Origin of the sequence: Nostoc sp., assembly GCF_036917675.1 — a bacterium.
Taxonomy (GTDB): Bacteria; Cyanobacteriota; Cyanobacteriia; order Cyanobacteriales; family Nostocaceae; genus Nostoc.
In genome coordinates, this window is the sequence record NZ_JBALCT010000017.1 from 1 (window position 1) to 13140 (window position 13140).

A 13140-nucleotide genomic window follows, 5' to 3' on the forward strand; every position below is an offset into this window, starting at 1 on the left:
TGGATGGTAAGGTTAGCCATTATTGCCCATTCGTAAGAACGCCTTAATCATAGTAGCGTTACTGGCGAAAGCACCAAATATACTTCTGGGGATTCAAGGGAGCTTGTTCTACAGTTGATGAACATATTTTACACTTCGATGATCCCGTGCGGACTATTTTGAGTACCTAAATATATGTATGTCAAGAATTCAATAAATAATTATTTAAATTGTATAAGATGATGATACAAAAAGGATTTAAAAAATATTAGGTGTTTAAAGCTGACATTAATATTAGCAATTACCCCCTAGAATTTTAGAAATAGGGTGTTTTATAGTATTTTATTGAGCATGGAGCATTGGGCATTGGGGATGAAGTTTCTTCCCTAGTCCCTAATCTTTAGCCCTAGTCTCAGACAACAAAGGGGAAATTCCGCCTAAAGGACTCGAAGCCTGCGTAAATCAGTATGGCCCGTGATGAGATGCGATCGCGTGTCTTGATCATTCATGGGTGTTGACAGACTCAATTCCCAATTGGCTAGAGTACGGCAGAGTTATGACCCCCAGCATTACAGATTCAGTGGTGAAGGCTGCGTTAGCAGCTGTTGCTTCAGAGTCAGCCTCAGCAGAAGAAAAAATCCAAATGCTGATTGAGATAGCACAGGGTTTTCAAAAAAAGCCCAAAGCTGCCCAAGACTTGCGGAATGCAGTTGGCTTATATTACCGGGCTTACGAGATGTGTGGAGAGGAGTATCCCCTACTGAAAGCCAGGGCCCAAGTGGGGATGGCGGGAACGTTACAGGCAATACCGGATGCTGAGTACCAACTGCTGCTGCAAGCGAAAGTCGGTTATGAAGAGGCGTTACCGATTTTAGAACAATTAGCAACGCCTGAGGAAGTGGCAGAGACGCAGATGAATTTTGGGCTGGTGTTGCAGTCGCTTGTACCGTTCAATTTGGCGCGAATAACCGACAGTATCCAGGCTTATCATGAGGCGTTGCGGGTGTTTACTTGGGAAGATTACCCCCAAGAATACGCGATTTTGTATAACAATATTGCGATCGCTTACCTTTCCATGCCTCTAGCATCGGAACGGGAATACTTGCGTCAAGGGTTAGCAGTGCAATCATTTGAGGTAGCACTAAAGCATATTAATCTGATTGATCATCCCAGAGAATATGCGATGTTGCAAAACAATTTAGGTAACGCCTTGCAATATTTAGTGAGTTCCCATCCTGTGGAGAATAACTTGCGTGCGATCGCAGCTTACGATGAAGCACTAAAAGTGCGTAATGTCAAAGATACACCTCTAGAGTACGCTAACACAATTTCAAACAAAGCCAACGCCCTATTCAACTTACCAGACAACCAGGAAAAACCAGAAGCTGGTAATCCTAAAAATCTTTTGCAAGCGCGTATCTACTATCAAGATGCTTTAGAAATATTTACGAAATACCAACAAATTGGACAAGCAGAAGTAGTAGTTCAAGCGCTACAAGATGTCGAAGCAGAAATGAAGGGTTAAGAGTTATGAATCTAATTTGATTCCTATCACTTTCACAAAGAGGATAAAACAGCATGAGAGATATTTTTTCCTACCAAAATGTGATAAATTTTCTCAAAACTTTAGCAGATGGCGACTTAAACTTAGCAACAGAATTCGTGTGGGTAATCATAGCAACAGCCTTATCTATGGTCGGCGGTGCAATTGGTGGAATGCTTTTAGCTGGCAAAGATATAGGCTATAGTTTTTCAGCAATGCTTGGTGCATTATTTGCCCCTGCGGGTGTAATTCCCGCCATACTCTTAGGGCTTGCTGCCTTAAATTTCTTGACAAATTATTAGGAGAAAAAATGTTAGAGATAGGGTGGTTTTCTGTCAAGTTATTTTTTAAAGGAAAGCTACTACGCGACCCCATGTATTTTGTCAAGCAAACTACTATTGGTATTGCTGTAGGTTTCTTACTGCTAGTGTTACTCGCACAAGCTCCAATTCCCTTCTACTTACCAATAACATTATCTAGCTTAGTGACGGGCATGATTATGCCATTTCTCCTCAAAGATTTCAAAATGAAGTGAATTTTCATTAGTCATTAGTCATTAGTCATTGGTCATTTGTGAATAACTAATGCCCCATATCCCTCAATTTTGGATTTTAAATTGTTCAATACAAAATCCAAAACCTAAAATCTAAAATTCTTCTCCCCCATGTCCAACCTTGAAGAATTAGTTCAGGAAATTAACCGCTTTGAGGCAATTATATCCGAGTGGGATGAAAGCCAACGGTGTGTAGCAGTAGGTTTAAAAAGAGCAATTGAAGCTTTGCATAAAGCAGCATTGACTAGTTTGATTAAAAGCCTAAAACAAGAATCAATGCCAGCTTTGCGTCATGCTGTTGCGGATGAAGTAGTGTATGCAGTGCTACTGTACCACGAATTAGTTAAACCACCCAAACCACCATTAGCACAACGCATTCAAATAGCCCTTGAAGAAGTTCGCCCAGGTTTAAAAAGCCATAATGGGGATGTAGAACTAGTGGCAATTAAGCCACCAGATACAGTAGAAGTCAGATTAATCGGAACTTGCAGCAGTTGTCCGGCTTCTACTTTGACTTTATCTCAGGGAGTAGAACAGGCAATCAAAAACCATTGTCCCGAAATTACCAAAGTGATTGCAGTCAATAACAACCCTACTATTAAGAACGCGAATTCCGGTTTAATCAGTCCATTTTCTTCACAGATAACTTCTACTTGGATCAAAGTGGCGACTATTGATCAAGTTCCTGAATTTAGTGTATTGGCAGTACAACTTGCTGGTAATTCCCTGATTTTACATCGTCAAGGTGTTACAGTAACATGTTACCATAATGCTTGCACTCATCTAGGATCTCCTCTAGAACAGGGTAAAGTTGAAAATGGTATTATTACCTGTCCTTCCCACGGATTTGAATACAAATTAGAGACAGGTGAATGCTTAACTGTACCTGATGTTTCGCTTCAATCGTATCCAGTAAAAATTAAAGACGATAAGGTTTTTGTGAAACTGGAAAAATGAGGATGCGAAGGTAACATCTTAGCAAATAGACTTAGCAATAAGTAAATCACAGCTACTTTGCCTTTTCATTTCAGTAGTTCGCACATTCATTTTAGTGTTTTGTGCAAGCAAAATGCCTAAATACTTTTTCATTTGTATAAATCAGTTATTCATTTTAGTGTTTTGAGAAAGTAAAATGACATATTGCTTTCTCAAAAGGTCTTTTGACTTACTCAAACCCCAGCTTACTTACTCATTTTGGTGTTTTACGCAAACAAAACGGCATTTGACTTACTCAAAATGCCTTTTGACTTTCTGATTTCAGTACATCGCGCACTCATGACAAATATCGCTGTGTAGCAAAAGCTACTGTAGGTTTGCAGAAATTTTTTAAGATTGATGAATGCAGAACTTTTTTAAAAATTTTAACTGAATTTGGAAAAAACATAATGCTAAATTGTTACTGTTGTTACATGGTCATAGAGATTAATGTTTTTAAATAATTATCAGCGTCTATCTGTGCTTCATGGATATCCCAATCATAATTAATCCCATATCACAATTACCGCCAGAAGCAACAGAAACTTCTCAATATTTACCTCTATCATCTCAAGGTGCAGAGGTAATTTTAGGTAACATTATTGAACCACAACAATTAGTAATACCTGTAGCACCCACTCCCACAACAATGTTCGGGCCTCGTGCTGCTTGTTTGTTATCAGAAACAGGACCTTTATGGGTATCAGATACAGGACATCATCGATTATTGGGATGGCAGAATTTACCCGCAAGAGATAGTCAACCTGCTGATTGGGTAATTGGACAACCTGACTTTTATCATGAGGGACAAAATGCTAAAACTACACCGGGAAGGGCAACCTTAAGTGTACCAACTGGGATTTGTGCTTGTGGCGAAGGGTTAGCTGTAGCAGATGCTTGGAATCATCGGGTTTTGATTTGGAAAAACTTACCAGAAGATAACAATGTTCCAGCAGATTTGGTATTAGGGCAAGTTAATTTTATCGATAATGAACCAAATCGAGGAAATCAAACAGCATCTGCTAGTACAATGCACTGGCCCTATGGTATTTCCTATCATCAAGGACGGCTATTTATTGCTGACACTGGTAATCGAAGGGTATTAATTTGGCATCAATTACCAACAGAAAATGGTCAACCGGCTGATTTAGTTTTGGGACAACCAGATATGATATCTCGCAATGAAAACGGCGGTGCTTCTCCTACCGCAGCGAGTATGCGTTGGTGTCACGATATCACCTTTTGGGGAGAGAATTTGGTTGTCAGTGATGCAGGTAATCACCGAGTAATGATTTGGCAGGGAATACCAACAGAAAATAATACTCCTTGTACAGTAGTTTTAGGACAAAAAAGCTTTGATTGTGTGGAAATGAATCAAGGAGTTTATTATCCTACTGCTAGTAGTTTAAGTATGCCTTATGGTGTGGGAATGGCTGGCGATTGGTTAGTAGTTGCAGATACTGCTAATTCCCGTTTGTTAGGATGGAGAAAGCCAGAATCAATTTTATCGCTGCAAGGTGTAGTAGCAGATGGTTTGGCAGCACAAATAAATTTTCAAAGTAAAGGTGAAAATCGTAATTTCGGATTACCGAAACGAGATAGCTTAAATTGGTGTTACGGGATAAAAATTTGTGGCAAAACAGCAGTAATAGCTGATTCGGGAAATAACCGAATATTGCTGTGGCAGTTTAGTAATTCGTAATTCGTAATTTTTGAAAGTTAGATTTGTATGGCGACTGAAGAAATTAGAGTTCGCGGTACTGTTCAAGGAGTAGGATTTCGCCCTACTGTATATCGTTTGGCTAAAGCCTGCGGTTTGCGTGGAGATGTTTGTAATGATGGACAAGGTGTTTTAATTAGGGTATCAGGTAGTGAGGAAGCAATAACTCAATTTGTTGCCAGATTACAAGTAGAATGTCCACCATTAGCAAAAATTCACGAACTAACTAGAACTCCTTACAAAGGTAAATTTCACTTTAATAATTTCGTGATTTCTACTAGTATCAGTAATACCATTAAAACAGAAATTACCCCTGATGCAGCCACTTGTCCGCAATGTCAACAAGAAATATTCGACCCCTTTAGCCGCTTTTTTCGTTATCCCTTTACCAACTGTACTCATTGCGGTCCCCGCCTGAGTATTATTCGTGCTATTCCTTACGACAGATGCAATACCAGTATGTCTGCGTTTCCCATGTGTTCAGAATGTGCAAAGGAATACCACGATGTCGAAAACCGCCGTTTTCACGCCCAACCTGTGGCTTGTCATGTTTGTGGACCCAGAGCTTGGTTAGAACGCACCGATGGGAAATCGGTTACTGCTTCCATGTTCTCCATGCTAGATGATGTTGATGCCGTTTGTACCCTGTTGCAAAAGGGTGAGATTGTGGCAATTAAGGGGTTAGGTGGTATTTATCTAGCTTGCGATGCTACACAAGAAACTGCTGTCCAAAAACTGCGTCAGCGCAAAAAGCGCTATCATAAACCCTTTGCTTTAATGGCGCGAGATATTGAAGTAATTGAACAATATTGCACTGTGAATATTAAAGAAAAAGAACTATTGACAAGTCCTGCTGCACCAATTATTTTACTACAGACGTTAGGTAAAAAAGTAGTAGCATCGTCAGTTGCACCAGGGCAAAATACCCTCGGTTTCATGCTACCTTATACGCCCTTACATCATTTAATTCTGCGGCGAATGAATCGCCCAATTGTTTTAACAAGTGGCAATCTTGCCGATGAACCACAATGTATTGATAATGACGAAGCAAGAGAAAAATTAGGGGCAATCGCTGATTATTTTCTCTTTCACAATCGAGAGATTATTAATCGCGTAGATGACTCAGTTGTGCGGGTTGTCAGCGATAAAGTCCAAACAATTCGCCGTGCCAGAGGATATGCACCAGCACCTATTAGTTTACCACCAGGATTTCACAATCTGCCGCAAATTTTAGCAATGGGCAGTGAGTTAAAAAATACCTTTTGCCTGTTGAGTGAAGGAGAAGCAATTCTTTCTCAACACATGGGAGATTTAGAAAATGCTGCGGCTTTCAATGCTTACCAAGACACTTTGAATTTATACTTAAATTTATTTGAATATAAACTAGAAGTAATTGCCATTGATAAACACCCCGAATATCTCTCAAGCAAACTTGGTAAAGAACTCGCAGATAGAAATAAAATCAAAATTCATCAAATCCAACATCATCACGCGCATATCGCCGCTTGCATGGCAGAAAATGGTATTCCTCTAGATTCGCCTCCGGTATTAGGCATTGCTTTAGATGGTTTAGGTTACGGTGATGATGGTAGACTCTGGGGGGGAGAATTCCTTCTAGCAGATTACCGTAAATTTCAGCGCCTAGCAACATTTAAACCAGTAGCGATGATTGGTGGTGAACAAGCAATTTATCAGCCTTGGCGTAATACCTATGCTCAATTAATAGCGGCTAAACTTTGGGATAATTGCCAACAACAATATGCTGATTTAGAACTCGTAAAATTTCTGAATAAAAAACCACTAAAACTACTCAATCAACTTATCGAGAAAGGAATTAACTCTCCTCCAGCTTCCTCAGTGGGGCGGTTGTTCGATGCAGTGGCGGCGGCTATCGGTATTTGCCGTGATGAATGTAGCTATGAAGGACAAGCTGCGATCGCAATGGAAGCTATAATAGATGTTAGCAGCTTAAATAATGATAAAGAAACGCTAATATATCCTTTTGATTTTATATTTTCAGATAGTATTTATTGTATAGACCCGCGTCCAATGTGGCAAACCTTGCTCAATGACTTACAGCAGCAGATTCCCCAATCAGTTATGGCTGCCAAATTTCACCAAGGTTTAGCTAATGCCATTGTAGAAATGGTTAAGTATCTTTGTCAAGAAAATCTGATTAATCAGGTTGTCTTAACAGGAGGAGTATTTCAAAATTGTATATTGTTAGAGCAAGTTAGCAAACGATTACAAACATTCGGAATAAAAGTACTCATTCACAGCTTAGTTCCAGCCAATGACGGCGGGTTATCTTTAGGACAAGCAGTGATTGCAGCCGCACAATTAATACATGAGTATTGATATTTGGCAACCTTTTTTTCACAAATAATTCTCTCTGTGTTCTCCGCGCCTCTGCGGTTAGTTTATCTTAAAAAATAAAAAACATGTGTTTAGGAATCCCCGGACAAATTATAGAAATTACCAACGTTAACTATAAATTAGCCATAGTTGACATTGGTGGTGTTAAGCGCGAAGTAAATATTGCTTGTATCGTAGATGAACAACATCCTCCCGAAGCTTGTATTGGGGATTGGGTGCTAGTGCATGTTGGCTTTGCCATGAATCGAATTAACGAACAAGAAGCGGCAGAAACATTACAACTATTCCAAGAATTAGCAGCAGCACAAACAGGGATTAGTACTTGAATAATAGACTTTTTTTGTCTCACCCAGAGGCACAGAGAAATAGTTTAGAACTCTGCCTTTCGGGAGCATCTCAATGCGTGTAAAAAGCCTTGTAAAACCTCACCCCAACCCTCTTTGATGCTTTGGAGAGGGAGCAAGAATCTTGTTTCTCATCTGGTATATTTGTAAAACTGAGATTCTTTCTTACTTTCTTCCTTTGCCGTTCGTTAAAAAAAACTCCTTAGCACAAAAGCGAAATTACCTGATACATAAAACTCACAACTCCTCACTATGAAATATGTTGATGAATTCCGCGAACCAGAAAAAGCCGAAGCCATACGCCGCGAAATAGCCAAATTATGCCACAAGCTAGAAAAACCTATCAAAATCATGGAAGTATGCGGCGGACATACCCACTCAATTTTTAAATATGGTATCGAAGAAATATTACCCGAAGCCATTGAACTAATTCATGGGCCTGGTTGTCCAGTATGCGTAATGCCAAAAGGGAGATTAGATGATGCGATCGCAATCTCCCAAAATCATAACGTCATTTTTGCCACCTTTGGCGACGCGATGCGAGTTCCTGGTTCCAATACCACTTTACTGCAAGCCCGGGCACAAGGTGCAGACATCCGTATGGTGTACTCTCCCCTAGACAGCCTGCAAATTGCCAGAGATAACCCCCACAAACAAGTAGTCTTCTTCGCCTTGGGCTTTGAAACCACAGCCCCCAGCACCGCCTTCACCATTCTGCAAGCAGCAGCCGAAAAAATTCCTAACTTTAGTATGTTTTGTAATCACGTCCTTGTGATTCCCGCCCTCAAAGCACTATTAGATAATCCCGACTTGCAACTGGATGGATTTGTTGGCCCTGGACATGTCAGTATGGTAATTGGCACTGACCCATATCAATTTATTTCCCAACAATATAATAAACCAATTGTTGTCTCAGGATTTGAACCCTTAGATATTCTCCAATCAATTTGGATGATGTTACAGCAACTAGTAGAAAATCGTTGTGAAGTTGAAAACCAATATAACCGAATTGTCCAAAAAAGCGGGAACACAGTAGCACTACAAGCCATAAATAAAGTTTTCGCCGTGCGAGATAGTTTTGATTGGCGAGGCTTAGGTGATATTCCCTATTCAGGATTAAAAATTCAACCTGAATATGCCCAATTTGATGCCGAACTTAAATTTACCATTCCTAATCTCAAAGTAGCCGACCATAAAGCTTGTAAATGTGGAGAAATTCTCAAAGGAGTCTTAAAGCCTTGGGAGTGTAAAGTATTCGGTACAGCTTGCACACCAGAAACACCAATAGGTACTTGCATGGTATCTTCCGAAGGTGCTTGTGCAGCCTATTACAAATATGGGCGACTCTCCACCATTGCCAAAAGAACAATCGCCCCAAAACCAAAGCTAACTATAACTCAAGAACCTCTCCCCGCCTGCGGCTTCTCCTCAGACTAATACATCTCACAAATACTCTGCGTACCTCCGCGCTTCCCTCTGCGTTCCTTTGCGTTTAAAAAAAATTTAAGATGAATATCCCCCCCCCAAACTCAATACAAAATCCCCTATTTGAAAACATAGAAAAAATCCGCCGCCGCCAAGCTAAAGTACGAGATACTCATATAACTCTCGCACATGGTAGCGGCGGTAAAGCCATGCGTGATTTAATAGATGATATATTTGTCAGCAATTTTGATAACCCAATTCTCTCACAACTAGAAGACCAAGCCACCTTCAACTTAGCCCCTCTCCTCCAACAAGGAGACAGACTCGCATTTACTACAGATTCCTATGTTGTAGACCCGTTATTTTTTCCCGGTAGTGATATAGGAGAATTAGCTATCAACGGTACAGTTAATGATTTAGCTGTAAGCGGTGCCAAACCCTTATATTTGACTTGCAGCGTAATTTTAGAAGAAGGATTACCCGTAGAAACCTTACGGCGTGTCGCAGCCAGCATGAAAGCAGCCGCCAAAAAAGCTGGTGTTCAAATTGTCACTGGTGACACAAAAGTTGTACATCGTGGTGCTGCCGATAAACTCTTTATTAATACTGCTGGTATTGGTATCATCCCGCGAGGAGTTAACATTTCCGCCCACAATATTAAACCTGGAGATGCAGTAATAATTAATGGTGAAATAGGTAATCATGGGACAGCAATTTTAATTGCTCGTGGCGAATTAGCCTTAGAAAGTAATATTGAAAGCGACTGTCAAGCATTACATACTTTAGTAGAAACTATTCTCCATGTATGTCCCCAAGTTCATGCTATGCGAGATGCCACACGCGGAGGTTTAGCCACAGTATTAAATGAATTTGCTCTCAGTTCTAATGTGGGAATTCGCCTCTATGAAGAATCTATTCCAGTGCGTGAAGAAGTCAACGGAGTTTGTGAAATTCTCGGTTTCGACCCATTGTATTTAGCTAATGAAGGTAAGTTAGTGGTGGTGGTTCCAAAAGAGAATGCTGACAATATTTTATCCGCTATGAAATTACACCCAGCAGGCAAAGATGCTTGTATTATTGGCGAAGTTATTACCTCACCCCCAGGTATAGTGTTGTTAAAAACAGTTTTTGGTGCTGAAAGGATTGTTGATATGTTGGTAGGCGACCAATTACCACGAATTTGTTAATAGATTTTATAGTATGCACGAACTTGGAATTACCAAAAATATTGTGGCAATTGTCGCTGAACACGCCAAAGGCGCAAAAGTGCAGCGAGTTTTATTAGAAATTGGCAAACTTTCAGCCATTATGCCCGACGCTATCCGATTTTGTTTTGATATTTGCACTCAAGGTACAGTTTTAGAAGAAGCGACATTAGAAATTTTAGAAATTCCAGGTTTAGCAAAATGTCGCCAATGCGGTGCAGAAATTTCTTTAGATAAACCATTTGGAATCTGTAACTGCGGTAGCGTGCAATTAGATTTAATTACTGGTGAAGAACTGAAAATTAAAGAAATAGAAATAGAGGAATTATGTGTGTAACCTGCGGTTGTTCTGATGATGGCGAAATTAAAATTACAAATCTGGAAACAGATGAAGCTGAACATCATCATACTCACACTTTACCAGATGGTACTGTCATCACTCATTCCCACAGTAACGGCACTCATATAAAAGCGTCTCAAATTCATGCCAAAATACACAATACAACGATATCCTTAGAACAGGATATTTTGCTAAAAAATAACCTGTTAGCTGCCCAAAATCGGGGATGGTTTAAAGGTCGAAATATTCTCGCCTTAAATTTAATGAGTTCTCCAGGTGCAGGGAAAACAACTCTTTTAACTCGCACTATTAATGATTTAAAGCATCAATTATCTATTAGTGTCATTGAAGGCGACCAAGAAACTGCTAATGATGCCAAAAAAATTAAAGAAACAGGCTCTAAAGTCATCCAAATCAATACTGGAACAGGCTGTCATTTAGATGCCTCAATGATAGACAGGGGTTTACAACAATTGAATCCGCCGCTCAAGTCAGTTGTGATGATTGAAAATGTCGGAAATTTGGTTTGTCCAGCCTTATTTGATTTGGGAGAAAATGCAAAAGTCGTGATTCTCTCCGTTACAGAAGGAGAAGATAAGCCGATAAAATACCCGCATATGTTCCGTGCTAGTGACATCATGATTCTCACTAAAATTGATTTGCTGCCTTATGTAGATTTTGATGTTCAAAAGTGCATAGAATATGCTACACAAGTAAATCCCCAAATTCAGATTTTTCAGGTTTCCGTAACTACTAGTACTGGGTTAGAAAGTTGGTATGCGTGGCTAATTGCAAAGCTAACAAGCTTGTCAATACTACTGCCTTAGCGCTCTAAGAATAGCTAAATTTTTTTAACGAACCGCAGAGGACGCAGAGGGAAGAAAAAAATGCTTAACTGAACCGTATTGCATTAGAGGCTACTATTCTAGTATTCAAGCCCTGTAATAGTAGCTTCTTCTAGCCACTCATTGAAGCGCTTCACCAAGTTATCTTCTTCATCTGCATAAGAAAATTGGAATGGTGATTCTGTTAATGGTTGAATATCACTAATATTGCGGCCAGACAGTAACTAATGGTGGTAGCTCAGAGCTAGCCAATTTTTGCCAATCTTGCGTTAAATTATCTATAGGTTGTCAGCGCATACACTTTGAGTTATCTGAAAGAACAAGAAAATACAGACAATATTTTAACTTTTCTAAAATTGCAACACCCTGCACTTTATAAGTACAGGGTGGGAGACAGCGATAAGGATGAATAAGCTATATTTTGTGTGATTCCCAGTTTCTATTTACCTCAAAGCCAATCTCGATAAGCTGATATTTCATTTACGCTGATTTCAAACGGCATCCCTTTGCCAAATGGCGGATAAACGCGGATTTTGCCATTCTTAGCAAACCGCTCTAACCTATTACCTAACTGGGGAATATTGCTGACTATATGCCAGTAAGATAATATGTCAGGGCAGTCAATAATTAATGTTAGGATGCTAGCATTTGTTGTGAGATACCACTGACAATTAGATAACAGTACTCGCGTAATGCGATCGCAAGCTTGATAAAAGCATCTACCAGTAGACTGTTCTAGCTCCATTTGCAGCATTCCATCCTGTTTTGTTACCTCAGTGGGAGGTAAATCATCGGGAGGAAGCAGGTATAGTTTAGAAGACATAATTTCGCACCTCTTGGTTGTAGCGCGTCAAACTCTCCAGGTTTTTTTGCAGATCCGCAGACGAGGGTTTGAGTGCTAGCGTACCTAAATCTAATTCGTCCTGAAATTTCTTGATTTTGTCTCGACAAGTCTCCACATCACCGATAATTGAGTTCTCAATCAAATAATCTTCGTCGAAACAAATATTTGTGCGGTCAAATGGTTTTTGGTTGGGATTGGCACTATTCTGCAATAGTTGAGCCGAATTAGCTTTCATTTTTTGGCTAAATTGGCGAATGAAAGGTAATGCTTCACTCACTGCCTCATCAGATGTTTTGCCAACATAAAAAAAGCGTGCCAGCACAAACTTTTCCGCACCACTAGAATTTAAGGCTCGATATTTGGCAATAGTATTCTTCAATCTCTCTAGGGAAAATGGCGGGCCACCCATCAAACTGAAGGAATGTTTAGCAGCCAACTCGATACCGTCATCCCCGCCAGTGGCAACATACACTGGTATTTGACTCTGCAATGGTTTTGGATAAATTGTCAGACGATCGCATTGATAATATCGCCCATTAAATGATACATCAGTTTCATATAAAAGCTTTTGAATCAATGCGATCGCCTCTAGCATCTTGGGACGAGATTCACTTGGTAATGTCGCAAAATGCTTGTTTTGTTGGGGAAAGGGGCCGCCTTTGGCAACTCCAAATAATAATCGTCCATTGCACAGGTTATCCAAAGTGGCAATATCTTCCGCTACCCGAATCGGGTTATGAAATGGCAGTAGCACCGCCGCAGTGCCTAATTGGATAGTTGAAGTCAGTCCCGCCAAGTGTGCCATTAACACCAACATGGACGGGCTGAGATTGGATTCACTAAAATGATGCTCACTCACCCAGGCTGACTCAAAACCTAAGCTTTCTGCCTGTTTTACGAGCGCGACTTGCTCAAAAATGGCACGACGAGCATCTTGGTGATAATTATCGTAATTGCAGAAAATTCCAGTTTTCATTACTTGCGTTGATAC

General features: G+C 40.1%; 13 protein-coding genes. 11 read left to right on the forward strand and 2 right to left on the reverse strand.

Annotated elements, in window-relative coordinates:
• The first annotated feature begins 535 nt into the window (after positions 1-535).
• The 11 genes from V7K31_RS07225 to hypB all read left to right on the forward strand — a co-directional run bounded on the left by V7K31_RS07225 (position 536) and on the right by hypB (position 11287).
• Positions 536-1504 (forward strand): hypothetical protein, encoded by a 969-nt coding sequence (locus tag V7K31_RS07225; protein ID WP_335093575.1) that lies wholly within the window; start codon positions 536-538, stop codon positions 1502-1504.
• Positions 1505-1557: 53 nt separating this feature from the next.
• A complete protein-coding gene (locus V7K31_RS07230) occupies positions 1558-1824 on the forward strand; it encodes a hypothetical protein (RefSeq protein WP_335093468.1) in 267 nt (88 codons plus the stop codon).
• 8 nt (positions 1825-1832) lie between these two features.
• The gene (locus V7K31_RS07235) at positions 1833-2057 is read left to right on the forward strand and encodes a hypothetical protein (protein ID WP_292802016.1); all 225 of its coding nucleotides are present in this window, start codon (positions 1833-1835) and stop codon (positions 2055-2057) included.
• Positions 2058-2186: 129 nt separating this feature from the next.
• Positions 2187-3032, forward strand: coding sequence for a NifU family protein (locus V7K31_RS07240; protein WP_335093469.1), 846 nt, complete (start codon positions 2187-2189; stop codon positions 3030-3032).
• A 505-nt stretch (positions 3033-3537) separates the two neighbouring features.
• On the forward strand, positions 3538-4752 hold the full coding sequence (locus V7K31_RS07245; RefSeq protein WP_335093470.1) for a hypothetical protein: 1215 nt from the start codon (positions 3538-3540) through the stop codon (positions 4750-4752).
• A gap of 27 nt (positions 4753-4779) precedes the next feature.
• Complete coding sequence (gene hypF, locus V7K31_RS07250) at positions 4780-7128, forward strand: carbamoyltransferase HypF (RefSeq protein ID WP_335093471.1); 2349 nt, start codon at positions 4780-4782, stop codon at positions 7126-7128.
• A gap of 83 nt (positions 7129-7211) precedes the next feature.
• Entirely contained in the window at positions 7212-7472 is a 261-nt protein-coding gene (locus V7K31_RS07255; RefSeq protein WP_335093472.1) for a HypC/HybG/HupF family hydrogenase formation chaperone, read from the forward strand.
• 270 nt (positions 7473-7742) lie between these two features.
• On the forward strand, positions 7743-8927 hold the full coding sequence (gene hypD / locus V7K31_RS07260) for a hydrogenase formation protein HypD (protein ID WP_335093473.1): 1185 nt from the start codon (positions 7743-7745) through the stop codon (positions 8925-8927).
• A 71-nt stretch (positions 8928-8998) separates the two neighbouring features.
• A complete protein-coding gene (gene hypE / locus V7K31_RS07265; RefSeq protein WP_335093475.1) occupies positions 8999-10102 on the forward strand; it encodes a hydrogenase expression/formation protein HypE in 1104 nt (367 codons plus the stop codon).
• Positions 10103-10115: 13 nt separating this feature from the next.
• Positions 10116-10457 (forward strand): hydrogenase maturation nickel metallochaperone HypA, encoded by a 342-nt coding sequence (gene hypA, locus V7K31_RS07270; RefSeq protein ID WP_335093476.1) that lies wholly within the window; start codon positions 10116-10118, stop codon positions 10455-10457.
• Entirely contained in the window at positions 10448-11287 is an 840-nt protein-coding gene (gene hypB / locus V7K31_RS07275) for a hydrogenase nickel incorporation protein HypB (RefSeq protein ID WP_335093477.1), read from the forward strand. The genes hypA and hypB overlap by 10 nt, the downstream gene beginning before the upstream one ends.
• A 466-nt stretch (positions 11288-11753) precedes the next feature.
• Here the strand turns inward: hypB and V7K31_RS07280 are convergent, their stop codons facing one another.
• Positions 11754-12128, reverse strand: coding sequence for a hypothetical protein (locus V7K31_RS07280; protein ID WP_334692025.1), 375 nt, complete (start codon positions 12126-12128; stop codon positions 11754-11756).
• Positions 12118-13125, reverse strand: coding sequence for an LLM class flavin-dependent oxidoreductase (locus tag V7K31_RS07285; RefSeq protein WP_335093478.1), 1008 nt, complete (start codon positions 13123-13125; stop codon positions 12118-12120). The genes V7K31_RS07280 and V7K31_RS07285 overlap by 11 nt, the downstream gene beginning before the upstream one ends.
• Positions 13126-13140: the final 15 nt, after the last annotated feature.

Coding starts and splice junctions, on each gene's coding strand:
- V7K31_RS07225 (WP_335093575.1), top strand. CDS start 536: ATGACCCCCAGCATTACAGATTCAGTGGTGAAGGCTGCGTTAGCAGCT.
- V7K31_RS07230 (WP_335093468.1), top strand. CDS start 1,558: ATGAGAGATATTTTTTCCTACCAAAATGTGATAAATTTTCTCAAAACT.
- V7K31_RS07235 (WP_292802016.1), top strand. CDS start 1,833: ATGTTAGAGATAGGGTGGTTTTCTGTCAAGTTATTTTTTAAAGGAAAG.
- V7K31_RS07240 (WP_335093469.1), top strand. CDS start 2,187: ATGTCCAACCTTGAAGAATTAGTTCAGGAAATTAACCGCTTTGAGGCA.
- V7K31_RS07245 (WP_335093470.1), top strand. CDS start 3,538: ATGGATATCCCAATCATAATTAATCCCATATCACAATTACCGCCAGAA.
- hypF (WP_335093471.1), top strand. CDS start 4,780: ATGGCGACTGAAGAAATTAGAGTTCGCGGTACTGTTCAAGGAGTAGGA.
- V7K31_RS07255 (WP_335093472.1), top strand. CDS start 7,212: ATGTGTTTAGGAATCCCCGGACAAATTATAGAAATTACCAACGTTAAC.
- hypD (WP_335093473.1), top strand. CDS start 7,743: ATGAAATATGTTGATGAATTCCGCGAACCAGAAAAAGCCGAAGCCATA.
- hypE (WP_335093475.1), top strand. CDS start 8,999: ATGAATATCCCCCCCCCAAACTCAATACAAAATCCCCTATTTGAAAAC.
- hypA (WP_335093476.1), top strand. CDS start 10,116: ATGCACGAACTTGGAATTACCAAAAATATTGTGGCAATTGTCGCTGAA.
- hypB (WP_335093477.1), top strand. CDS start 10,448: ATGTGTGTAACCTGCGGTTGTTCTGATGATGGCGAAATTAAAATTACA.
- V7K31_RS07280 (WP_334692025.1), bottom strand. CDS start 12,128: ATGTCTTCTAAACTATACCTGCTTCCTCCCGATGATTTACCTCCCACT.
- V7K31_RS07285 (WP_335093478.1), bottom strand. CDS start 13,125: ATGAAAACTGGAATTTTCTGCAATTACGATAATTATCACCAAGATGCT.